The organism is Variovorax sp. UMC13 (assembly GCF_014170375.1).
Lineage (GTDB): Bacteria > Pseudomonadota > Gammaproteobacteria > Burkholderiales > Burkholderiaceae_C > Variovorax.
This window is the reverse complement of record NZ_LZZW01000013.1, coordinates 66,012-86,948: the sequence shown is the minus strand read 5'-3', so window position 1 is coordinate 86,948 and position 20,937 is coordinate 66,012. Positions and strand designations below refer to the sequence as shown.

Annotated in this window: 18 protein-coding genes; 12 read left to right on the top strand and 6 right to left on the bottom strand. The window is 64.2% G+C overall.

Features of this window, described 5'->3' with window-relative positions; genetic code table 11:
* Positions 1 to 1,386 precede the first annotated feature (1,386 nt).
* From A9977_RS10595 to A9977_RS10585, 3 genes are all read right to left on the bottom strand, one after another.
* Positions 1,387 to 2,280 carry an SDR family oxidoreductase gene (locus A9977_RS10595; protein WP_183024804.1) on the bottom strand — a complete coding sequence of 298 codons (894 nt, stop codon included), beginning with the start codon at positions 2,278 to 2,280 and terminating at the stop codon, positions 1,387 to 1,389.
* A 44-nt stretch (positions 2,281 to 2,324) separates the two neighbouring features.
* Positions 2,325 to 2,732, bottom strand: coding sequence for a TraR/DksA C4-type zinc finger protein (locus A9977_RS10590; RefSeq protein ID WP_183024803.1), 408 nt, complete (start codon positions 2,730 to 2,732; stop codon positions 2,325 to 2,327).
* Between the two features lie 202 nt (positions 2,733 to 2,934).
* Positions 2,935 to 3,843: an alpha/beta fold hydrolase gene (locus tag A9977_RS10585; protein WP_259651898.1), complete on the bottom strand. Its 909-nt coding sequence runs from the start codon at positions 3,841 to 3,843 to the stop codon at positions 2,935 to 2,937.
* Positions 3,844 to 3,985: 142 nt separating this feature from the next.
* On the opposite strand from A9977_RS10585, the gene A9977_RS10580 reads away from it, so the two are divergent.
* The 8 genes from A9977_RS10580 to A9977_RS10545 all read left to right on the top strand — a co-directional run bounded on the left by A9977_RS10580 (position 3,986) and on the right by A9977_RS10545 (position 11,314).
* Positions 3,986 to 4,174, top strand: coding sequence for a hypothetical protein (locus tag A9977_RS10580; protein WP_183024801.1), 189 nt, complete (start codon positions 3,986 to 3,988; stop codon positions 4,172 to 4,174).
* Between the two features lie 345 nt (positions 4,175 to 4,519).
* Positions 4,520 to 5,662, top strand: a complete 1,143-nt coding sequence (gene glf, locus A9977_RS10575) for a UDP-galactopyranose mutase (RefSeq protein WP_183024800.1) — start codon at positions 4,520 to 4,522, stop codon at positions 5,660 to 5,662.
* 670 nt (positions 5,663 to 6,332) lie between these two features.
* Complete coding sequence (locus A9977_RS10570) at positions 6,333 to 6,623, top strand: hypothetical protein (protein WP_183024799.1); 291 nt, start codon at positions 6,333 to 6,335, stop codon at positions 6,621 to 6,623.
* Positions 6,624 to 6,670: 47 nt separating this feature from the next.
* Entirely contained in the window at positions 6,671 to 6,907 is a 237-nt protein-coding gene (locus A9977_RS10565) for a hypothetical protein (RefSeq protein ID WP_220811672.1), read from the top strand.
* Positions 6,908 to 7,041: 134 nt separating this feature from the next.
* The gene (locus A9977_RS10560; RefSeq protein ID WP_183024797.1) at positions 7,042 to 8,196 is read left to right on the top strand and encodes a zinc-dependent alcohol dehydrogenase; all 1,155 of its coding nucleotides are present in this window, start codon (positions 7,042 to 7,044) and stop codon (positions 8,194 to 8,196) included.
* Positions 8,197 to 8,217: 21 nt separating this feature from the next.
* Complete coding sequence (locus A9977_RS10555; protein ID WP_183024796.1) at positions 8,218 to 8,724, top strand: hypothetical protein; 507 nt, start codon at positions 8,218 to 8,220, stop codon at positions 8,722 to 8,724.
* A 476-nt stretch (positions 8,725 to 9,200) separates the two neighbouring features.
* Entirely contained in the window at positions 9,201 to 9,434 is a 234-nt protein-coding gene (locus A9977_RS10550) for a hypothetical protein (RefSeq protein WP_183024795.1), read from the top strand.
* Positions 9,435 to 10,474: 1,040 nt separating this feature from the next.
* Positions 10,475 to 11,314: a chemotaxis protein CheB gene (locus A9977_RS10545; RefSeq protein WP_183024794.1), complete on the top strand. Its 840-nt coding sequence runs from the start codon at positions 10,475 to 10,477 to the stop codon at positions 11,312 to 11,314.
* Between the two features lie 1,544 nt (positions 11,315 to 12,858).
* Here A9977_RS10545 and A9977_RS10540 read toward each other — a convergent pair.
* Positions 12,859 to 13,089, bottom strand: coding sequence for a hypothetical protein (locus tag A9977_RS10540; protein ID WP_183024793.1), 231 nt, complete (start codon positions 13,087 to 13,089; stop codon positions 12,859 to 12,861).
* An 85-nt stretch (positions 13,090 to 13,174) separates the two neighbouring features.
* On the opposite strand from A9977_RS10540, the gene A9977_RS10535 reads away from it, so the two are divergent.
* Together A9977_RS10535 and A9977_RS10530 are read left to right on the top strand one after the other, a co-directional pair.
* On the top strand, positions 13,175 to 13,540 hold the full coding sequence (locus A9977_RS10535; protein WP_183024792.1) for a hypothetical protein: 366 nt from the start codon (positions 13,175 to 13,177) through the stop codon (positions 13,538 to 13,540).
* A 685-nt stretch (positions 13,541 to 14,225) separates the two neighbouring features.
* Positions 14,226 to 16,544 carry an FdhF/YdeP family oxidoreductase gene (locus A9977_RS10530; protein WP_183024791.1) on the top strand — a complete coding sequence of 773 codons (2,319 nt, stop codon included), beginning with the start codon at positions 14,226 to 14,228 and terminating at the stop codon, positions 16,542 to 16,544.
* Positions 16,545 to 16,720: 176 nt separating this feature from the next.
* On the opposite strand, the gene A9977_RS10525 is transcribed toward A9977_RS10530, so the two are convergent.
* On the bottom strand, positions 16,721 to 17,110 hold the full coding sequence (locus A9977_RS10525) for a hypothetical protein (RefSeq protein WP_183024790.1): 390 nt from the start codon (positions 17,108 to 17,110) through the stop codon (positions 16,721 to 16,723).
* A gap of 1,247 nt (positions 17,111 to 18,357) precedes the next feature.
* Complete coding sequence (locus tag A9977_RS10520) at positions 18,358 to 18,894, bottom strand: YetF domain-containing protein (RefSeq protein WP_310936112.1); 537 nt, start codon at positions 18,892 to 18,894, stop codon at positions 18,358 to 18,360.
* Between the two features lie 283 nt (positions 18,895 to 19,177).
* On the opposite strand from A9977_RS10520, the gene A9977_RS10515 reads away from it, so the two are divergent.
* Positions 19,178 to 19,945, top strand: a complete 768-nt coding sequence (locus A9977_RS10515) for a histidine phosphatase family protein (protein ID WP_183024789.1) — start codon at positions 19,178 to 19,180, stop codon at positions 19,943 to 19,945.
* 1 nt (position 19,946) lies between these two features.
* Positions 19,947 to 20,858 (top strand): NAD(P)H-hydrate dehydratase, encoded by a 912-nt coding sequence (locus tag A9977_RS10510; protein WP_183024788.1) that lies wholly within the window; start codon positions 19,947 to 19,949, stop codon positions 20,856 to 20,858.
* The last annotated feature ends 79 nt before the right edge of the window (positions 20,859 to 20,937 follow it).

Here is a 20,937-nt window from a genome sequence, read left to right as displayed (position 1 = left end):
AGGTGCTTGCCGGCGCGCCTCGCCTGCGAGACTTGCTGCTGCCAGTCCTGGTTGCGACCTTGCAGCAGCGGCGAGGTGCGTCCGGACTGTCTGCACTGACATCAAGAGAGCCCACCGGCGTCCGAGCGCACCGCAGCGGCCACCATGCGGCACGTTTGCAAGGCTTGCCGCAAATTCCTCAGCAAAAAACCCGCCGGCGCGTTTGTGGCGCTTGCATGCGCAGAGTCAACGTGCCCGCGGCGTTGCACTCCAGTGGGACCCAGACGACTCATTCTTCAAAGCCCAAAGACCGAACGTCGGATCCAGGCATCCGCGCGATCGATCTGTTCAGTTGCCATAGCGACCTGTGCGCATGCCGGCCAAGCGTCCCCGCTTGACGTCTCCCGCACCGCACCGAACCGAACCGAACCGAACCGAACCGAACCGATTACAACCCACCTCGCGCTGTGACCCAGAGGAGCACGCAGCACCACGGAGAAGATCCCTGACAGGTTCGCTCCAGCGCTCCTCCGACGCGCAGGTGCGTTTGATCATTTCGACACGAGTGGGCACCCCATTTGCCACTCAGCCATGTCCACCGATTGCGAGCCCACGATGACTTATGCACCCTGCGACCGACGCCGATACGAGGATCGCGGCCGCGAGTTTCAGCGTTTAACGGAAGTGCGTGACGCGCTTGCATGTGCACCTGTCGAAGGGACGCTGCATGCCCTTCCGGTGCTTTTCGCAGTGACGGAGGTCACGTTCTCTGATCGTCAAGTGCAGCAGCGCGATCTGCGGCCTGGCACCTCCTCGCCGCTTTGTGAACGGTCAGACAGGGCGGCAGTGACCGAAGTACAGACTGAATTGCTGGCGACTCGCGTAGGCATGCGTGATCTGTGGTTTGGGCGACAACCCGAGACTGAGCAGCATTGATATCGAAGGTGGGGGCCTTTCGGCCTTACCCGGGGGCGCGAGCCGCCGGGTTTTTTTTGTGTTGCTGAGGAATACATCATCCATTCGTTGTCGAAACGGGCACGGCCTGAAGAGCATGGGGTTGCTCCTGCGCGCCGCATGCAGGAAGACGAACGAGTCGAACGAAGCATCACATGACCTTGGCTGATCCCCGATGAAGTGCAGCATTCACGAGCGGCTTGTTGCGCCTGCAGCAGTCGCAACAACCACGGCGGCATGGCAGGCCGCTTGCACGCGGCGCGAAGTCTTGCGCGTCGCGCGGCGCGATGCTGGTGTTGACCCGGACGAGGCCGTGGACGGCCTTTCCCGACAGGCGGTGGCTGCACAGATTGCGCTCATGGGACTGCAATTCATCGACCGCCGAGCGGGACCGAGGCAGTGCAGTTGGGCTGGCCCGGCGCCATCACGACCACGCCGCGGCTCGCGTTGCGTTCAACCCGTTTTCCCTTCACCGCGCACTTGCCCGGAGCCACTGGCGTTGTACAGCGCCCCTTCGGGGTTGTGTGGTGCCTCCGGCTTCTGCTGCCGGTCCGCCTGCTTGGCCGACATCTTGTCCCCCAGGGACGGCGCGATCTTCGCGATGGCTGTGTTCAGGATCGACATCGCCCCGACCTTGACGTCACGTCCGCCCTCGACCGCGGCTGCCAAGATTGCCTCGGCCACCTTCTCAGGCTCGATCATCGGATCCGGCAGCTTGGGTTCCTGATCCATGTAGTTCCGCGCGTTGCCCGGATAAGGCGTGTCAACCGCGGTGGGCTGGATCAGCGTGATAGAAACCGGCGCCTTGTCGATGATCTCGATCTCCACGCGAAGCGCATCCGTGAAGCCCTTCACCGCGTGCTTCGACGCCGAGTAGATGCCCTGCAGCGGAACAACCGCATCCGAGACCTCGCTGCCGACGTTGATGAGGGAGCCGCCCTGCCGCTTCAGGTGCGGCAGTGCAGCCAGCGAGCCGTTGAAGACGCCCCAGAAATTGGTGTCGAAAAGCCTGCGGCCGTCTGCTTCACTGACTTCGTCCAGCCGCGCATAGATCGAGACGCCCGCATCGTTGACCCAGGTGTCGATGCGACCGAATTCAGCGATGGCACGCGCCGCGACCTCCTCCACCTGCCGGCGGTCGGCCACGTCGGCGCCGCAAGCCAGCGCCTTCGCGCCGCTCACGGAGAGTTCGTGAACGACTTCCTCCAGCACTTCCTTGCTGCGCGCGGCCAGCACGACAGATGCGCCGCGCCTGGCAGCCATTCGCGCCGTACACAGGCCGATGCCGCTGGACGCGCCGGTGATGACAATGACCTGTTCTGCGAGGGGCTTGAGTCGATGTGCCACGAGAGTCTCTTTCTGAGTTGAGAAAATGCTGCGCAAGGCGTGCTTCACGGTGCTATCGCAATGCGAATGCCGAACGGATGCGCCTCTTCAAACACCCGCTGGCACGGCACGCAACGCGCGCTGAACGGGAGCGCCTCCAGCCGAGCGAATGGGATGGCCGTGCCGCAGTCGATGCACAGCCCATAACTGCCCTCGCGCATGCGCCCCCGCGCCTGCGCGATCTGGCGCAGCTCGTCGATGTCGCGTTCCTGCTCGGCGTGGCGCATCGCACCGCGGATCCGTTCCTCGCCCTGCTCGCCGATGTCGCCAACCTGAACGTGCGGGTCGTGCGTCGGCGTTTCCGCGGTTTCGTTCGCGACCGCGCGAACCTGGGCGCGGAGTTCGGACTCGCGCGCATCGAGCTGAGCCGCGAGCGCTGCTTGATGGGCTTTCGTCAGGATCGAATCGGTCATGGTGATGCTTCCCTTGCACGGAAACATCGGCAAACTGTGTGCCTGCGACCTCGACCTCCAGAACGCGCTGACCGGTCGCCCTGACCACGTGCAAGTTGTGCGCCGCGGCGAGACTTTCATCTGCTGGCGGTCGACAGGATGATTCGGCGATCAAGACACGCCGTTTGATGAGTTCGGCCTCTGTGTCCGGATCGCCCTGACTCTATGCTTTGATCCCAGGGGAGGGCCCTGTGCGCTTGTCTCGAAACGTCGGCGGCGCAACGCTGTGCAGGAATTCAGTGGCGCAAGCTCCGACGCGCTCAGGCTCTTCGTGGTGCACCCAGTGACTGGCTTGCGGCAGATGCAGACACATGCCTTGTCTGCAGAAACGCAACGCGGCCTCTGCGAGGCCCGCTTCAAGCGCACGGTCACGGTCGCCCCAGATCACCTGCACCGGCACCTCGATCGTCCCGGCAATCGGCCGTGCCAGCACGAGCGCGCGATACCAGTTCAGCATTCCGGTCAGTGCGCCGTCCTCGGCCCAGGCCCGGCCGTAAGCGGCGAGCAACGCTTCATCGAAGGTCCCGGGGCGGCTGCTCCCGGTCAATGCGCGCTGCAGCAGCGCATGGTCGCGTGCGGCGAGCAGCCACTCGGGCACGCCGGGAATCTGGAAGAAGCCGACGTGGGTGCTACGCAAGAGTTGCGTCGGATGCGCAAGGGTGAAGCCGCCGAGGCTCGCCGGGTGCGGTGCGTTCAGGATGCAGACGCCTTGCACCCGTCGCGGGTCGCGCGCGGCCAAGTGCCAGGCCACTACACCACCCCAGTCATGTCCGACGACAGCGAATCGCGCGTGGCCGAAGGCCGTGCAAAGCGCGAGCACGTCATCAGCAAGCGTGTCCAGAGCGTAGGCGCGCAGCCCTTTGGGCTTGTCGCTCAACCCATAGCCACGCTGGTCGGGCACAACCACACGCCAGCCTTCAGCACTCAGCGCCGCCGCGAGTCGACGCCAGGCCTCACCCGTCTCGGGAAAGCCGTGCAGCAAGACCACGAGCGGACCGCTCTCCGGGCCGTCAACACGCACATGAAAGCTCAGCCCGTTTGCCGTAGTGCGGCGGACATCGGCAACTGTCAAGCGGGGCTCCGGCGAGGTCTGCGAGTCATTCGGGCCTCGGGGCGAACCGGATGCCTGCGCGCGTGCCAGCGCCGCTGCAGGCACCACGGTTGCCCGCGACGCAGGTGCCGCGACTCCGATCGCATCCATACCAGGACCGCCCATGCCCGCAACGCCCTCCTCATCACCTGCTTCGTCACCCGGCCATGGCCGCGACGAAGCGCCTCCCTGCACGCCACAAACAGCCGAAGGCGTGTGCCCGCGTTGCGGCGGCAGCGGCCGCATCGAGGGCGCCGAGTGCCCGGAGTGCGGGGGAGACGGCAAGGTGAACGTCAACGTCGGCGATGCCTGATCCGCATCGGTTGCGGCCCCGTACCTCACTGCACCCGACCCTTCTGCTGGCCGAGCGCAGCATAGGGGCCAACGGTGAGCGTCTTATCTGGACGCCGTGTAACCCCACGGGGATGCAGCCGAGAACGGTCGTAGCCCTTCGCGAAAAAATGCCGCTCGGCCATGCGGGGCCGTCGGCGAGACGGCACCGGTCCATGTGCACCTGGCGCCGGACGAGGCGAGCGATGCCCTCGGGCGCGCGGCAACCGGTGCCAGAGGGCAAGGAGAACCTCTGGCGTGACAAGGGGTCTTGGGCATCCACATTGCCACGCGTAGGGCTCGATCCATTGCTTTCCAAAGGACCTTCATGCCCGCTTCCTCTTCCTTCCGTCTCGATCAGGGGGTCGACCATCTGGTCGTTGGCGGCGGCTTCGCCGGCTGCGTGCTGGCCGAGCGCCTGGCCAGCCAACTCGGCCGCCGTGTCCTCATCATCGACCGGCGCGACCACATCGGTGGCAATGCGTACGACTGCCTCGACGACGCCGGCATCCTGATTCATCGCTACGGGCCGCACATCTTCCACACAAATTCCGCGAAGGTGCTCGACTACCTGTCGCAATTCACCGAATGGCGGCCCTACGAACATCGCGTGCTGGCCGAGGTCGACGGCCAGCAGGTGCCAATTCCGATCAACCTGACAACGCTCAACAAACTCTACAGCCTGCAGATGGATTCGCATGCGGCCGCGGCATTCCTCGCCGCACGCGCCACACCGATGACGGAGATTCGCAGCTCGCGCGACGTGGTCGTGAGCCAGGTGGGCGAAGAGCTCTACCGGAAGTTCTTCGAGGGCTATACGCGCAAACAATGGGGCCGCGATGCGGGCGAGCTTGACCGCTCGGTGACCTCACGCGTTCCGACGCGCACCGATACCGACGACCGCTACTTCCAGGACCGCTACCAGTGCATGCCGCAGCACGGCTATACGCAGATGTTCGAGCGGATGATCGACCACCCCAACATCGCTTTCCTGCCGAGTACCGCATACGCCGACGTCCGGGACGTGGTCCCGCACGACCATCTGATCTACAGCGGGCCAGTCGACGAGTACTTCGACTTTCGTTACGGCAAGCTTCCCTATCGTTCGTTGCGCTTCGAGCACAGTACGCTCGACACGCCCCTGTTGCAGCAGGTCGCGGTGGTCAACTATCCTTCTTCGGACGTACTCTATACGCGGATCACCGAATACAAGCACCTCACGGGCCAGAGACACCCCCGCACCAGCATCACGCGCGAGTTCCCGAGTGACGTGGGCGATCCCTATTACCCGATCCCTGCGCCTGAGAACGCCGCTCTCTATCGCCGGTACGAAGAACTGGCCGAACAGACACCCGGGGTCACGTTCACCGGGCGCCTGGGCACCTATCGCTACTACAACATGGATCAGGTGGTGGCACAAAGCCTTACCCTGTTCGCCCGCCTCGCGCAGCAGACCAGCGTGGCGGCCTGAGCGCCCCCGGCAACAGGATCCAGCCATGTTCACCCCTCGCTGCGACACGCTGGCGCTGGCCTTCGCACAGCGGCGCGCCTGACGCGGAGCGCTGATGAGGCACCATCAAGCGGTTTCGCTGGCATTGCAGTTGCACGCACGAGGCGATGGCCCCGGTTCCTGCCGAACCCGACATCTGGCGAATGGGACTGGCAGCCGCGGCCGCCAATCGCGCGGACACCGCCTACCTGGTGCTGCTCTCACCGACGGCCCTCGAGGTCATCGTGGGCGCGAGGACCAGCGCGCGGCCACTCGACCGATGAACATCGGCATGCGGCCGTGCGGACCGTGCGCGCAGGTTTGCTGCAAAAACTTCGGCGAGAGACCCACGCCCCCCGCGGTGCCGATGGCCGCCCTCATGACTAGGAGGATGTCGCGCAGCGACAGGTCGAGGCGCCGGGCATGCATGCCGTCGGCTACCGGCTGGTGTGCCTCTACAAGGTGTGCGAGTGTTGCTGCGCAAGGACCCTGCACAACGGCGGTCTGCTGCCGCGGTCGCGGTTTGGCTCGGTCGCCGCGACCAGGCGCCCGCAGCAGGTCGCACCGTCGCTGACAACCGGGCGCGGCAGGCGTCCTACACCTTGCGCCTTCGCGGGCGGCTTAGCCTGGGCTTTTTATGAAGGAGATCTACATGCCCCGATACAACCAGGTCAGCAGTAGCGGCGACGGTACCCGCCCCACCACCAGCGGCGGTGTCGACAACATCGGCGCCGGCGAGAAGTTCAGCACCAAGCAGACGCCCGGCGGCGATGTCGCCGGTCCCGCGCCTAAGGAGCGCATGAGCGACAAGCGCAGCGACGTGCGCAACGCCAAGCACGACGATGTCGATCCCTTTCTCATGCACGAGGACGTGGAGCCGGTCACCAACCGCGAGCCCCCGCCCCGCCGCGACGAGATGCCGGTGAACCAACCCAAGGACTGACCGGAGCAAGCACGATGTGGCATGAGACCTCGGCTGCAACATCAGCCATGCTGCCCGACGCGGCGGCGCCGCGTGGCGATTGGCCTGTTCGGCATCTGCAGGATCCGGGAAGCAAAGATCAGGCATGCCCCGCTGAGACGGCCATTGTCGAGCGCTTCGCCGCTTTCACACGACGCGCTGCCCGCCCAGGCAAGCCCTGCAAAGCGTTCGGCGCGGCATCGCTGCGGGCTGCCGCGGTCGCGAGTTTCGCCGGAGAATTTGCAGCGCCGTTTACCGGCGTCTGAGGCCTCGATTCGCAACACGAAGCGAGACCTTCGCGCAAGCACAGGGCGAACAGAAGACAACTTCGGGGCGTGAGTGTGGACCCCGCGCGGCGGGCATGCCGCGTGCCCCACGGAATTCTTTCGGAAGGATCTTTATGCGAGCGATGAACTACCGCGGACCCTACCGGGTGCGCATGGCCGACGTGCCGGAGCCCGTGATCGAGCATCCCAACGACGCTATCGTGCAAGTCACGCGCAGTTGCATTTGCGGCTCCGACCTGCATCTGTATCACGGGCTGGTGCCCGACACCCGGGTGGGCACGACATTCGGCCACGAATTTGTCGGCACGGTGGTCGAGATTGGCCCGTCGGTGCAGAACCTGAAGATTGGCGATCGTGTGCTGGTGCCCTTCAACGTCTTCTGCGGCACCTGTTACTGGTGCCAGCGCGAACTCTACGGCAATTGCCACAACACCAACCCTCAGGCGACCGCAGTCGGTGGCATCTATGGCTACTCGCATACGGCGGGTGGCTACCAGGGCGGCCAGGCGCAGTACGTGCGAGTGCCGATGGCAGATGTCGGGCCGACGAAGATCCCCGACCAGTTGCTACTGGAAGACGCCGTGCTTCTCACCGACGCCTTTCCGACCGGCTACCAAGCGGCCGAGATGGGCGGTATCCGTGAAGGCGACACGGTGGTGGTATTCGGCGCCGGACCGGTGGGCATCTTCGCGGCTAAGTCCGCGTGGCTGCTGGGCGCAGGCCGCGTGATCGTGGTCGACTGCCTGGAGTACCGGCTCGCGTTTGTCAAGCAGTTCGCCCAGTGCGAGACGGTGGATTTCAAGACCGTGGATGACATGGCGATCCACATCAAGAAGATGACCGACTGGCTCGGCGCCGACGTCTGCATCGACTGCGTGGGTGCAGAGGCCAGTGGCAGCGCGATTCAGCGCCTGACCGGCGTCAAGCTCAAGATGCAGGCCGGCTCGGCCACCGCGTTGCACTGGGCCATCAACTCGGTGCGCAAGGGCGGCGTGGTGTCGATCGTCGGTGTGTACGGGCCAACCTTCAACTTCGTGCCGATGGGCAATGCGCTCAACAAGGGTTTGACGCTGCGCATGAACCAGGCGAGCGTGAAGCGCCACCTGCCGCGGCTCATCGAGCATATCCAGGCCGGACACATCGAGCCCCACAAGGTGATCACGCACCGGATTCCGCTCGAGGAGGTCTCCGACGCCTACCACATCTTCTCAAGCAAGCTCGACAACTGCATCAAGCCCGTGCTGATCCCGCCGGGCGTGACCGTCTGACAAGCGAAACCAGGAGTACTCATGGACATCCCCGACAAGTACGCTCACATTCCCGGCTGGGGCGCAGACCTGGACCACGCCAATCGGCCGGCCTATCCTCGCGAGCGCACGCCGCCGCGTCTCGAGGGCGTCCATTGGGATCAACCGTCGCCGCAGCCCGAGCGCATCGAGGTGCTGACCTCCCTCGAGCACCCGGTCCGACCACCCCTTTTTGGCACTGGCCCTGCGCCGGCCGGCTTGAGCGGCAGCATCCGTCGCTATGCTTTCGGCTTCAGCGAGAACGACGTGCGCCATTGGCTGCTGCTGCTCTTTGCTGACCGGGTGAACGTGGGCGAAGGCGTGCTGGGGGATTTGGCGCGCGGCCATGTGCCGAACCTCTACGCCGAGATGGGGGGCCGTGCTGAGCTCAGGCACAACCCGATCGGCGTAGCGCGCAAGGTAGCGCTGCTCGCTGCAGTGGTCGGCATGGTCTACGTGACGAGGAAACGGCGCAGCGGCCGGCGCTCGCGCACCCTGCCGCAACGTTGAACGACCAGCCCGGTCCCGCGCAAGCCACGCAGCCCTGCGACGACGGTGTTCAGCATGGACGGTCGGCATCGGCACAGGGTTTCGGGGGTCTCGGGGAAGGCCTTCTTGGCCAGCTGCTGAGCTGAGCCAGCACTCGTCACGACGGGCCCGGGCCTGTGCCGGGCGCTCAAGCCCCTCGGGCCACCGGTGCGGGTGTTGTGAGCAGAAGAGTCCCGAAGACATGACAACCGCTTTTCGCCAGTGTTCGCCATAGAGGCGCAGCGCGAAACGTCATTGCGAAGGCGGTGAAGGAGACGAAAAATCGATCAGGCTCCGCCCGTACGACCGCCCGGGCCGCGCGCTCCCCGCACCCAATCAGTCACAACATAGAGTGGATGAAACAAAGGCGCCGGTGGCGCCCGCACCGACGCGCCACGGGGTGTCGGTTCTTTACGGCCTAAGTCATATCCGGTAGGCGCCTGGACAACGGAGGTTTCATGGATTTTTCAGACAGCGAGCTTTTCGAGATGTTGGCCGGCGTTCTCGCCGGCGGCGACCTCGATGGAAATTCCCCTGCGCACGACATCGCATCGAAGGTTTTGGCTGAAGGAACCGAAAAGTTCCTCACGCCCGTGCAAGCTGCGATATATGCGCAGCAGGTAAGGCCCCATCTAATCGCCGCAGCCAACGCCGCCAAAGTGAACGAACGCAGAGTTCCCGGAGCAGACTGAGGCGCCCCGGGTTCCGCGCCTGCGGCGCGGGATTGGGCTCGCGACTTGGCGGGAATACTATTGCAATTCGACATCTGACGAGGACCAACGCGCCCGTGCTTGGGAGTACTCAAAACCTCGTCAAAGCCGTCGTTGAATGCATCCAGCCATTGAGCTTGCGCGCGGGGACCTTCGCAGTTCTTGCCAAGCAATATCAGCCGGCAGCTGGTTCAATGACGGCCAGCGAGATCTGTCGGAGTGCGCTCGTAGGCCACATTGCACGGCTTGCCGCCGAATGGTTGTAGGACTCCTCGTTACGCAATCGAAAGATCGCGACAGGCCGCACGGTTGACCTTACCCCGTCGAGGGCTGCCACCTTTCTTCGTCGCACCAGAATCATCACAGGAGGTTCCAAGCAGGATCGCGCTGATACGTTATCCCAAGCGCTCCCCTGGCATGACGGACACCTGAGCTTTCATCAATACTGGACCTGTTCGACCTATAGCCCGTGCCGTTTTCCTGAGCTGAGATTGCATCGTTCGGCAGCGAGCGATCCTTCCAGCGATAACAGTGAGGTCGGCGGGCCTCGACCGGCGCCGAGCAGCAATGCGTGGAAGCCATCTCGAATCTGGTCATGAAGGCCACCGAGCGGGGTCGAAACTGTAGATCAGACGCACACGTCGAGCCGCACGGCTTCTCTGGAGAAGCTTCTCCGTTCAGGATTGGCCGGTGGCGTTGCCGCCCGCGGGCATGCCGGTTGCCCAAAAGAAGAGTGGCTGCGGCCTTGTTGGTCGGGTTGCGGTCGCGAAGGTGGTTGCAGCCGCTGCTTACGAGGATTCAAATGAAAGAAGTCCGACTCTGCTGGACAGAGGGAGAAGGTCCACTCCGCGGCCACGGCAAGCATTGCGGCCCCTGGATGATCAAGTCGGACGCCAGCCTCGAGGTGCTTGAAACCATGCGCCTTGCAGGCTGTGCGACATTTGGTTTCGGCTCCCATTGGCTTGCGGAAAGAAATGTCCGGCCGGCGCAGTCGCTTGCCGACATTCTCCGGACTAGATGGCATGCATAACCTCCAAGCAGGTTCAACCCCAGGACCGCTGCGACCCGAGCAAGCTCGGGCGGGCCGGTTGGTGGTAATCGGCACGTCGCTTGGCGGCATCGCGGCCCTTTCCGAGCTTGTGGCAGATCTTCCTGCACATTTTGCAGCGCCCATCCTGGTAGCTCTTCATACCGGAAGCCACCCCAGCCAACTGCCCCGTCTCCTTCGATCCAAAGGCGTGCTTCCCGCTGAGCATGCAGTCGATGGCGAGGTGGCGGTCGCGGGGCGCATCTATATTGCGCCTCCCGACCGCCATCTGATCGTCGAGGATGGTCGTCGCAGAGTCACCTGCGGTCCAAAGGAGCACCACACGCGCCCGGCCATCGATCCGATGTTCATGTCAGCCGCATTGGGCTTCGGAAAGGCCGTCGCGGGCGTGATCCTCACCGGCACCATGGAGGACGGGACAGCGGGATTGCAGGCCGTCAAGGCGTGCGGCGGCCTCGCGCTCGTGCAAGATCCAGTCGATGCCCTGGCCCCCGAAATGCCCGGGAGCGCGATGCGGTACGTGGCGGTCGATTACTGCTTGCCCGTCGCCAGCATGGGCAAGTTGCTGACGCAGTGGACGCAGGATCCTTTGCCAATGAGCCAACACGCTGCCCCCTCCCGTCTCGTCCGCCAGATGCAACTCCACGCGGTTGAAGGAGACGTCGTGCAACACCTCGAAGCCATCGCGCACCCCAGCGCCTTCGTTTGTCCCGACTGCAAAGCGGGCTTTGGCAGATCGACGGAGCGGAGCCGGTGCGATATCGCTGCTACACCGGCGACGGCTTCACGTTGGCGACCCTCCAGCGCGCCCTGACCCAGACGATGGATGAGGCGCTCTGGACAGCTGTGCGGTCACTGCAGGAGCAAACCGTGCTTCTCGCAATGCTGGCAATCGCCCACAGGAGCACTGGAGAGATCAAGGAGGCCATACAGTCGGACCTGGCGCGCGAGCGGATCGATGTCCAGCGCAGACAGCTCAGCACGCTGGTGCGGAGCCCGCCTGCGTTGACAAGTGCGACATAGCTGAAGTCCAGGCATTCAAGGAAAAATGGCGCGCGAGCGCGCCTTTCCGTGGACTGGACGGGAGCAGCCGTGACGGCCAGGTCGCTGTGCATGCGGCAAAGGTGGGCCTGATGTTGGCGCGCTCTCGTTCCCTTGCGCACCGTCGGCACGGGTGAGCTGAATAGCGGGCTGCCTTCCGGGATGATTTGAATCACCTCCAGAGCTCAGCCATTCGCCGTGCAGGGGCTGTACCTTCCCTTGCCAACAGGCTGACCGAACCTCATCGCGCGTCAGGCCTCGACATCGCCGCATGTACCGTATGCTCAGTGACACTTCGTCGGCAACGTCGCACGGCCACTTCGTGCGCTCGCATCGCGTACGCCGGCTGGACCGGCTGCGGGAACCGCGGGGCCCGCGAACCACACGCAGAATGCGCCAGCTCGGCGCCGTGGCACAGCAAATGGCAGGAGGTGAGGCTCTCAGTACACGCAGCATCGACGGCCTGCGCGATGAACTCGTTAGCCGTGGGCGCACAAGGCCTTGCATGCTTCGACGAATCGCGCTGCGGCACGCGCCTCGCATTCCAGGGCTGCCGCTCGAATGTCCGGCAAGCCGTCGGATCCTGAACCTGTCTTGCCGCACGCCCTGAGCGCAATGGAAAGCGATCGGCGCAAGGGTTCCGGAAGCGACGGTTCATTCACCAGCAGGCTTGCGGCAATCCTTGCCGCGCTTGGGGAGAGATCGACGGCCTGTTCGTATAGGGGACCCACGCGCATGCGGTTCAGCGGCAACGCGCGTGCCCAAGGTGCGCAACTGCCGGCTTGTCAAGCCAGCGCACCTCCTGATGACGAAGAGTTTTCGGCATACGCGCGGCGCGTCAGGCGCGGAATGCTCACAGCGACACGCCGGCCGAAATCATCGTATGAGTTGCTACTTCCGAGCAATTGAGGCCAGCACTTGGCTCCCGAGCGCCCAAGAGCGGCACGCATGAGGTCGCTCGGACGCAGTGAAGAACAACACAGCCAGCACCAGCCGCCGCCGATGCCCACGAACACCAAAGTGAAGTACGCGCGCGTTGACGCAGGTGCTCGTCCTCTCACGCATAAAGTTGCACATGACGCATCCAAGTCATCGCATGCACGGCGCGGGCTTTAGCATGGCCGTCTGGCTGATTTCTGTGATCTCCGCCCTCGCGCTGACGACTCGGCTTCGATTGTCGAAGTCATCGTGACGCCACCACGCGCAAAGGAGCATCCTTGTTTACATACCCTGCGACGTAAGCGACGGAGCAAGACCGCGGCATTCTCCTACGCCCGGTCGCGCAAATCCGTACGGTTGCGGGCTCCTCGCAGACGATCATGAAAACTGCGCGGCTTCCGGTATTTGCTGGAACAGCTTCTGGCTCGCCAAGTCAGCAATCCCGTTCAACCAAGTCTGGATATCAGCTCGAACAAGGAATGCCGCGCAAGCGGCCTCGCTCTCGTCGTGCAAGGTTGCAGAGTCATCACTGCTTGGCAATTTGAAACAGTAGCAGCGCTGGTCTTTGGGCGTGACGCTCTGCAGCTGAGCATCAAGCCGGTTGTTCACGACATTGGACCATGGGCCCCGTTCGGCGGGGCATACCTCGTTAACGTCAATTGGCGGGTGCAGCGCCCGCTGGGAAAGAATACGAATGAACAAAAGCTCTGCTAACCATGATAAACAGGATCTGGGCGAGGCTGATCAGCCCGTGCGTGATGGTCAACCTGGTGAAACGCATTGGTCCCAAGCGAGCGGCGACGGCCTTCAAAAGGAGTCGCCGAAGCAGTACAGCGAGATTGACCAGTCGGCGAGCAGCCAGGCATCTGGAAACCCCTCCATGGAGATGGTCGGGAATCAGGCTTACAAGGATGTCACGACTAGCGTCGATACCGATCGCGGCCCCGTGATGGACCAGGTCTACAACGAAGCCGTGACCGCGGGGCACAAAGTGACCGACGAGGAACAGGTCAAGGGCGAGCGCGACCCGGGAAACTCGACGTCCTCGAACAGTCCGTAGCGTGCTGAGTGCCACAGGAAGAGCCCCGCTTCGATGCTGATTTGCGCCCAAATCTGACCAAGGTCAGGCTTCACCCGCTCGCGCTCCTCTTCGCTATGGGCCGGCTCAACGTGGCAGTCGCCCTCGCGCCGAGCAGCGTCGTCTCGGTGATCCATGGCACGAGTCGCGGGTCATACGCTTGCCGCGATTCCCGACCGGACAAAGCATGACCCGCGCTTGAAAGGAAGCGCGCCTGCCTGCCCCGCCCCGAGAGACATCGGCGCCGATCTCGTGGTTGTGCTCGCATCGACACAGAGTCCCGAACGGCGAAGGGTGTCGATTCGAACGTCGCCCCCGGTTTGATGGATCTCGATTCTCAGGCCCTTCATCTGCTGCATCGCCGTCTTGTGCAGCGGTGTCCTCCGATCGGCTACATGAACCGCGCGCAACCCCAAGCAGGCTGCCGGCCCCGTGGCATCGAATGTCGGATCGGCCGGTCCGACAGCACGGCATCAAGACCAGCAAGTCCAAGGCGAGCCGGGGCGGAGCACGTGGACTTTCGGCGATGCACCGAGCCACAGCAATGGACGAGTGGAGCGCCCTTCGGACGTGCTGGGAATTCGGACGCGCGCGCTGCGTCGGCACCTACACGCACCGACGGCGTCCGCCATAGCGTCACTGCTACACAACAGAGCCGGAGCACACAGTGACCGACAAAACGCATTTCGACCCCTATACCCACGCCGCGGGGGGTTGGGGCTCATTGAAAGCCGTGGGCACCGTTCTGCTGCGCGAGCGCATTCCCATCATCGGAGCGAAAGCACTGTGGAGCCAAAACAAGCCTGGTGGCTTCGCTTGCGTCAGCTGTGCGTGGGCCAAACCCGAGCATCCGCATCCGGCCGAGTTCTGCGAGAACGGCGCGAAGGCGACCGCCTGGGAGCTCACGACCAAGCGGTTGCCGGCGGCCTTCTTCAAGGAGCATTCCGTCACCGGACTCCTCGAATGGAGCGATCACGAACTGGAAGCGGGGGGTCGCCTGACGGTACCGATGAAATGGGATCCGCAGAGCGATAGCTATCTCGAGGTGTCATGGGCGCAAGCCTTCGAGGGCATCGGGACCGAGCTGAAGGCGCTGCATGCGCAGGATCCCTCGTCCGTCGTCTTCTACGCGTCGGGACGGGCGTCGCTCGAGACAAGCTACATGTATCAGTTGCTGGCACGGCTTTATGGCAACAACAACCTACCCGACAGCTCCAACATGTGCCACGAGAGCACTTCCGTTGCGCTGCCCGAGACCATCGGCGTGCCTGTAGGCACTGTTCATCTCGATGATTTCGAACGGTGCGATGCCATCTTCATTTTCGGTCAGAACACAGGCGTCAGCAGCCCTCGCATGTTGCACCAGCTGCAGGATGCGCGTCGGCGCGGCGTACCGATCGTCACCTTCAATCCGCTGCGCGAGCGCGGGCTGGTGGAGTTTGTCAATCCGCAATCGCCACCCGAAATGCTGACGCCTGCGCACACCGACGTCAGTACCCAGTACCTGCAGTTGAAGAACGGGGGTGATCTGGCTGCACTCAGCGGCCTGTGCAAGGCCCTGATCGAGGCCGATGACAGGGCCGTGGCTGCGAGCCGGGTGCGCGTGCTGGATGGCGTTTTCATCGCCGAACACACCCTCGGCTTCGAGGAGTTCGCCACCTCGATACGCTCGACGGCTTGGGACGACATCGAAGCGGAGTCGGGTCTCGCGCGTGCCGCACTGGAAGCTGCGGCCGAAACCTTCGCGAACGCACGCGCAGTCATCGCCATCTACGGCATGGGCCTGACCCAGCATCGCAAGGGGGTGGAGAACGTGCAGATGGTGTCCAACCTGTTGCTGCTCGGGGGGCACATCGGACGGCCGGGGGCGGGCATCTGCCCGGTGCGAGGCCATTCCAACGTACAGGGGCAGCGCACGGTCGGCATCACCGAGAAACCCGAGCTCGCGCCCCTGGACAAGCTCGCCGAACTCTACGGCTTCGCACCACCGCGTCAGAAGGGTTTGAACACCGTCGAGGCGTGTGAGGGCGTCATTGCAGGCCGTGTGCGCGCCTTCATTGGTCTGGGCGGCAACTTCGTGCGGGCGGTGCCCGACACCTACCGGATCGAGTCGGCATGGCGACAGCTCCAACTCACGGTGCACATCGCAACGAAGCTCAATCGCAGCCATCTGGTGCATGGCCAGGTGTCCTACATATTGCCGTGCCTGGGACGCATCGAGATCGATCGCCAAGCGAGCGGCGAGCAGACGGTCTCGATGGAGGATTCGACCGGTGTGATGCACGCTTCCAAGGGAGTTGCTGAGCCCGCCGCTGCCACGCTGCTGTCTGAGCCGGCCATCGTCGCCGGCCTCGCAAAGGCTTCGCTGCCGGAGAACCCCCTCGTTCCGTGGGAGCTCTGGGTCGCCGACTACGCTTTGGTGAGGGACCAGATCGCGCTGGCGCTTCCAGAGATCTTTCATGACTTCAACGAGCGCCTTGCGGCGCCCGGCGGCTTTCCGCGTCCGCTGCCCGCGAGGGACCGCGTCTGGAAGACATCGACGGGAAAGGCGAATTTCAAAGGCTTCGGGAACCTGCGTGCCGATCCCGACATGCCCGAGCCCGGTGCCGACGTGCTGCGCTTGATGACCTTGCGCAGCGACGACCAGTTCAACACCACCATTTACAGCCTGGACGATCGCTTCAGGGGTATCTATGGCACGCGACGCGTGTTGCTGATGAACCGCGATGACATCGAACGCCTGGCGTTGAAGGAAGGTGAACTGGCGTCCGTCAGCACCGTGTCTTCTGATGAACGACCGCGGGTGGTGCAGGGGCTGCGCGTGACGCCTTACGACATCCCGGCAGGCTGCGTGGCAGGCTACTACCCTGAGTGCAATCCGCTCATCCCGCTGTCCCATCATGCCGAGCAGAGCAAGGTGCCTGCGGCCAAGGCCATCGCCGTGCGGGTCCGATCGGCGATGACTGTTCGAAGCCCTGGGCTTTGACGGTACTTGCCGTGTCACGGCAGACGGGTGATACCGAGCGGCGAGCCCTCCGTGGATGGCGGCCGCAAGGGCGCGGTCGCCGACGGCAGTCCGGATTCCTCGCCGCGGAAAGGTTCGCTGGCCCGGCGCTGCGGATGCGCAAAAGCCTGCCGGTTTTCCTTCAGGCCAGACGGCGGTCAATAGCCGTTCTCTCGCCGCGCCTTCTTTTCCTCTCGCGCCTGCGAGGTCATCGGATCGGTCTTCTTTGCATCGGGACCGGCTCCCGTGCGTCCCCATACATCCCGATCGGGATGAAAGTCGGCTTGCTTTTCTCGCTCGTCATCTTTTCGCAATGCTTCCCTGAACGCCGGCGACTTTTTGGCTTCCTCACTGTCGTCGACTGAGGATGGGCTGGGCCCGGCAGGCTTAACGGATGCGGGGGCCGCCTCAGCCCTGCACGTAGGTTCGTGATTCATCGCTTTTTCTCCAGATATCGAAACTATTTGGATTTGGGCCATTGATTGCCGTGGCAGGCCGGCTGCTTCCATACAGGTGGCCACGCCAGCCCGCGTATCGACCTGCGTCACGACACGGAGCCTAGCCGGCCGCAGGCACCGTCATCGCGAACTTGGCGGCACAGGTCGTGGAGCGGCAGAACCCTTGTCGGTCCTGCTCTTGGAGTCTCGATCGGTCTCGGTAAGCTTGCGCTGCGTCAGCCCTCCTGCGGTTCCTCCACCAGGGGGCTCGGTGCGCCGCGTGCGAGCCTCGGAGGGACCATATTCGGGACCGATGGGCCCGGCGCCGTTGTCCACGGGCGCTGCGCGGTTGGCGCCAGCCTTGGCGCTGTTGCCCTGCACAGACGGAGCCGTACTGCCCTTCGGGTTACCCGTCGGCTGGGCCAGGGAAAACTGACACGCCGACAACACGAACGCCACGCAAGAAACTCTCCAGGCGCTCCGCGCGGCGCTCGCGAAACACGCCTGCCGAAGGACCGGGCTTGATAGCGCGGGTAGAGCTCCTTCGCGGTCAAGCCTGATTTGTATGTCCCCGGCCATGTTGTCAATACCCCCTTCGGCGAGAGTACGGGTCCCAGCCCCGGTGCAGCGAAGTTGCGGATCTCTCATTGCAAGGCTCCTTGGTCAGGCATTGCCGTCGGACGTCGACGTCGTGGTTCACGCTACGCAGGGCCCTTCTCGGGCAATGTAGGAACCTTGCGCACCCGATTGCCGGCGCAACCGGACGCGGCCGACGCACGGCGTGGCTCGGCCTTAAAGCGTCCGACGCGCCGCAAGGGCTGCTCAGGACAGCCATCGTTGCGTCCGGAGAATCCGGAGATTGCCTGCGCATCACTCCGACCACAATGCGACGCCTGGAGCGCTTGCGTCTTCCCGCTCACGCGACCCTCCGATACCCTTGAAAACAGCAGCGTGACCCATGATTTCAGGCCGCGTTTTTGGGGTTGCCGATCGGCGATCGCTAGAGGCGTGATAGACCGGATTGTTCTGCATTATGTCGACAAGCATGCCCGGGCGCCGCGAGTACCGGAAGCTCGATCCGGTCCCGTCGTCGGCTGTGGGCGCCACGACGCTCATGGTGCGAAATGCCGTTCCTCCGGCGACGCTCTCGAAGCGAGTGGGTACGCGGGGCGTCGACTCCGTGGCGTTCACATGCTCCAGACGCATCCATGCCATCGCGAAGTCGCCAAAGCCATGCTCGGAGCGGCGATTCAATCACCCAAAAGATGACCAGACGACCGATTCGATGCGACATGGACCTCGAAACTGAGCGGCCGGAAGTCCACTTCCATGACCGACCACTGGCACCTTTTTGGCGGCTACCCGGCCGGAGGGCCGGCATCTTGCTGCAGAGATGCGTCGCGGTGCTCGCCGGTGCCGCGGCCGTTGTAGGTGAAAACGCTCAGCTGACCGTCTCCTTCCATGCGTGCCACTCGCACCTTGCGAATGTCCTCTACACCCTGTTCACGCAGCTGCGCCTCAAGCTCGTCCTGGGTGATCATCTCCCGCTTCATCGCACGCTTCATGGCTCGGCCATGCTTTATCAGCACCTCCGGTGGAGGCTCAAGAAAGCGCGCCACGGCGGGCGAACGATAGCTCAACCAGTCGAGTGCGAAGTTCCAGGCAATCAGCGTTGACACTAGGACCAGTCCGTCACTCACTGTCCGGTACTCTCCCTGCATGGCGTTGCTCGATGCGTCTGCCACGAGCACGACGAATAGCAGGTCGGCCACGCCCATCGATCCAATGTCGCGCCGCAGCACGAAGCGGAACACGAGCAGCAAGAAGCCATAAACGGCCGTGCCTCGCAGCACCATCTGCCACACCGGGAATTCAAGGGAGAAGAGTTCGTCCACGACGGCCCCTGGAGTTCGGAAGTTTTGCAGTTTGCGACGTGAGGGCGGGGCCGTGACGTCGGAGGCACGCTCGCCGTTCCGACGGAGATCATCAACTGCCCGCCCGGTCGATCCGGCCCGGGAGCGTGCTCGACAGCAAGCGCCAATCCCGCCGCTCGGTGCCAGCGCCACGCGATTCCGTGACAAGTGAGGACATCCATCTCCGTACGGGGTCGACAAGACCGTCTAGCCTGGGGGATGTCCGCCTACGACGCTGACGCGCCCGAGTTCCTAGGATGGGTCCATGTCTACTTCATGGCCCCGTTCCCTCTGGCTTCTCCGGCATGGGCAGAGCGCCGGCAATGTTGCGCGTGATGCCGCCGAATCGGGCGGCCTGGCGGTGATCGATTTGTCCTGGCGGGACATCGATGTCCCGCTGTCGGATCTGGGCGTGGCCCAGTGCACGGCCGTTGGGGACTGGTTCGCACAGCTTCCCGAGGCGGAGCGCCCAGAAGTCGTCCTTTGTTCGCCCTATCTGCGTGCCAAGGAAACGGCGCGGCTGATTGTCGAAGGCGGACGCTTCGGCCGGCCGAACATGAAGCTGCGTCTCGACGAGCGCTTGCGCGAAAAAGAGTTCGGTATCCTCGACCGGCTGACCAAGGTTGGGATCCAGCAGAAGCACCCCGAACTCAACGAGCAGCGCCTGCACGTGGGCAAGTTCTACTTCCGCCCACCTGGCGGTGAGAGCTGGTGCGACGTCATCCTCCGGCTTCGCAGCCTTCTCGAGATGGTGACGCGCGAATATGCGGATCGGCGCGTGCTAGTCGTCGCCCATCAGGTGATCGTCAACTGCATGCGCTACCTCCTCGAACACATGGACGAGCAGCAGATTCTAGAGATCGACCGCCAAGGAGACGTTCCGAACTGTGCGATCACCTCCTACCGTGCGCAGCGTCGTCACGAAGAAGACGAGGCGCTGCAGCTGGATCTGGTGAACTTCGTCGCACCCTTGCGCGAGGCTGCTACGCCCGTGACGACAGCTCCCGATCGACCAGTCGCCCCGAAGCCCTGACATGGCTGCCGTTGCGACCAAGGCCCGCGCGCTGACTTCTGCGGTGCTCGCGCGATGGCCCCTGCCGGACGCCGGCGAATCAGCAGATAAGGAATCGCGAGGCCATGTGCTGGTCGTGGCGGGAAGCCACGAGATGCCCGGTGCAGCCCTCCTTGCCGCCGTCGCGGCGCTTCGCACGGGCGCAGGCAAACTCACCATTGCCGCACCCCGCCGTGTGGCTGAGGGGCTTGCGCTGGCGATCCCCGAGGCACGCGTGCTGGGGCTCGCCGAGTCGCGTGCCGGCGGCTTCCTTCAGGCCGGCTGCAAAGCGCTGCGGCCAGTTGCACCATCCGTTGCCTCTGTCGTGCTCGGCCCCGGGATGCTGGACGAGCGGCGCAGCGCAGCCTTCGTTCGCGCCGTGCTGCCGTGTTTTCGCAACAGCCTCACGGTACTTGACGCACTCGCCATGTCGGCGGCGCACGGCGGGCCTTTCGATCAGCCCGTGGTCATGACGCCCCACGCGGGAGAAATGGCTCACCTCAGCGGCCTGTCCAAGGAGACCATCAACGCCGATCCCCTGCGCGTTGCACGCGAGGCAGCCGCCCGATGGAACGCGTGCGTCGTGCTCAAGGGGCCGACGACCTATCTGGCCTTGCCGGACGGCACTGCGTGGCGATTCGACGGCGGAACCGCTGGCCTGGCCACCTCCGGTTCCGGCGACACGCTGGCCGGACTGATCGGGGGGCTGGCCGCGCGCGGGGCGCCGCCACTGCAGGCAGCTGCGTGGGGCGTGCTTCTGCATGCGCACGCGGGGCACGCGTTGCGCAAGCGGCAAGGCCCGCTAGGCTATCTCGCCAGGGAGCTTTCAGGCGAGGTGCCGGCCCTCATGGCTCAATTGGCACGGCGAGATCAGCCCCGCACGGTGCGTCGTTGAAAGCCGCACAAGTCCGCGCCAGTGACACGGCGCGGCCAGTTGAGGCCGAGCGCTTGTGTCTAGACTCGGCACATGTACG

Excerpts from the sequence above, each read along its gene's own strand:
- A9977_RS10510 (WP_183024788.1), top strand. The coding sequence starts at position 19,947 with ATGGCTGCCGTTGCGACCAAGGCCCGCGCGCTGACTTCTGCGGTGCTC.
- glf (WP_183024800.1), top strand. The coding sequence starts at position 4,520 with ATGCCCGCTTCCTCTTCCTTCCGTCTCGATCAGGGGGTCGACCATCTG.
- A9977_RS10570 (WP_183024799.1), top strand. The coding sequence starts at position 6,333 with ATGCCCCGATACAACCAGGTCAGCAGTAGCGGCGACGGTACCCGCCCC.
- A9977_RS10590 (WP_183024803.1), bottom strand. The coding sequence starts at position 2,732 with ATGACCGATTCGATCCTGACGAAAGCCCATCAAGCAGCGCTCGCGGCT.
- A9977_RS10560 (WP_183024797.1), top strand. The coding sequence starts at position 7,042 with ATGCGAGCGATGAACTACCGCGGACCCTACCGGGTGCGCATGGCCGAC.
- A9977_RS10535 (WP_183024792.1), top strand. The coding sequence starts at position 13,175 with ATGAACAAAAGCTCTGCTAACCATGATAAACAGGATCTGGGCGAGGCT.
- A9977_RS10565 (WP_220811672.1), top strand. The coding sequence starts at position 6,671 with ATGCTGCCCGACGCGGCGGCGCCGCGTGGCGATTGGCCTGTTCGGCAT.
- A9977_RS10515 (WP_183024789.1), top strand. The coding sequence starts at position 19,178 with ATGTCTACTTCATGGCCCCGTTCCCTCTGGCTTCTCCGGCATGGGCAG.
- A9977_RS10580 (WP_183024801.1), top strand. The coding sequence starts at position 3,986 with ATGCCCGCAACGCCCTCCTCATCACCTGCTTCGTCACCCGGCCATGGC.
- A9977_RS10555 (WP_183024796.1), top strand. The coding sequence starts at position 8,218 with ATGGACATCCCCGACAAGTACGCTCACATTCCCGGCTGGGGCGCAGAC.
- A9977_RS10545 (WP_183024794.1), top strand. The coding sequence starts at position 10,475 with ATGCATAACCTCCAAGCAGGTTCAACCCCAGGACCGCTGCGACCCGAG.
- A9977_RS10550 (WP_183024795.1), top strand. The coding sequence starts at position 9,201 with ATGGATTTTTCAGACAGCGAGCTTTTCGAGATGTTGGCCGGCGTTCTC.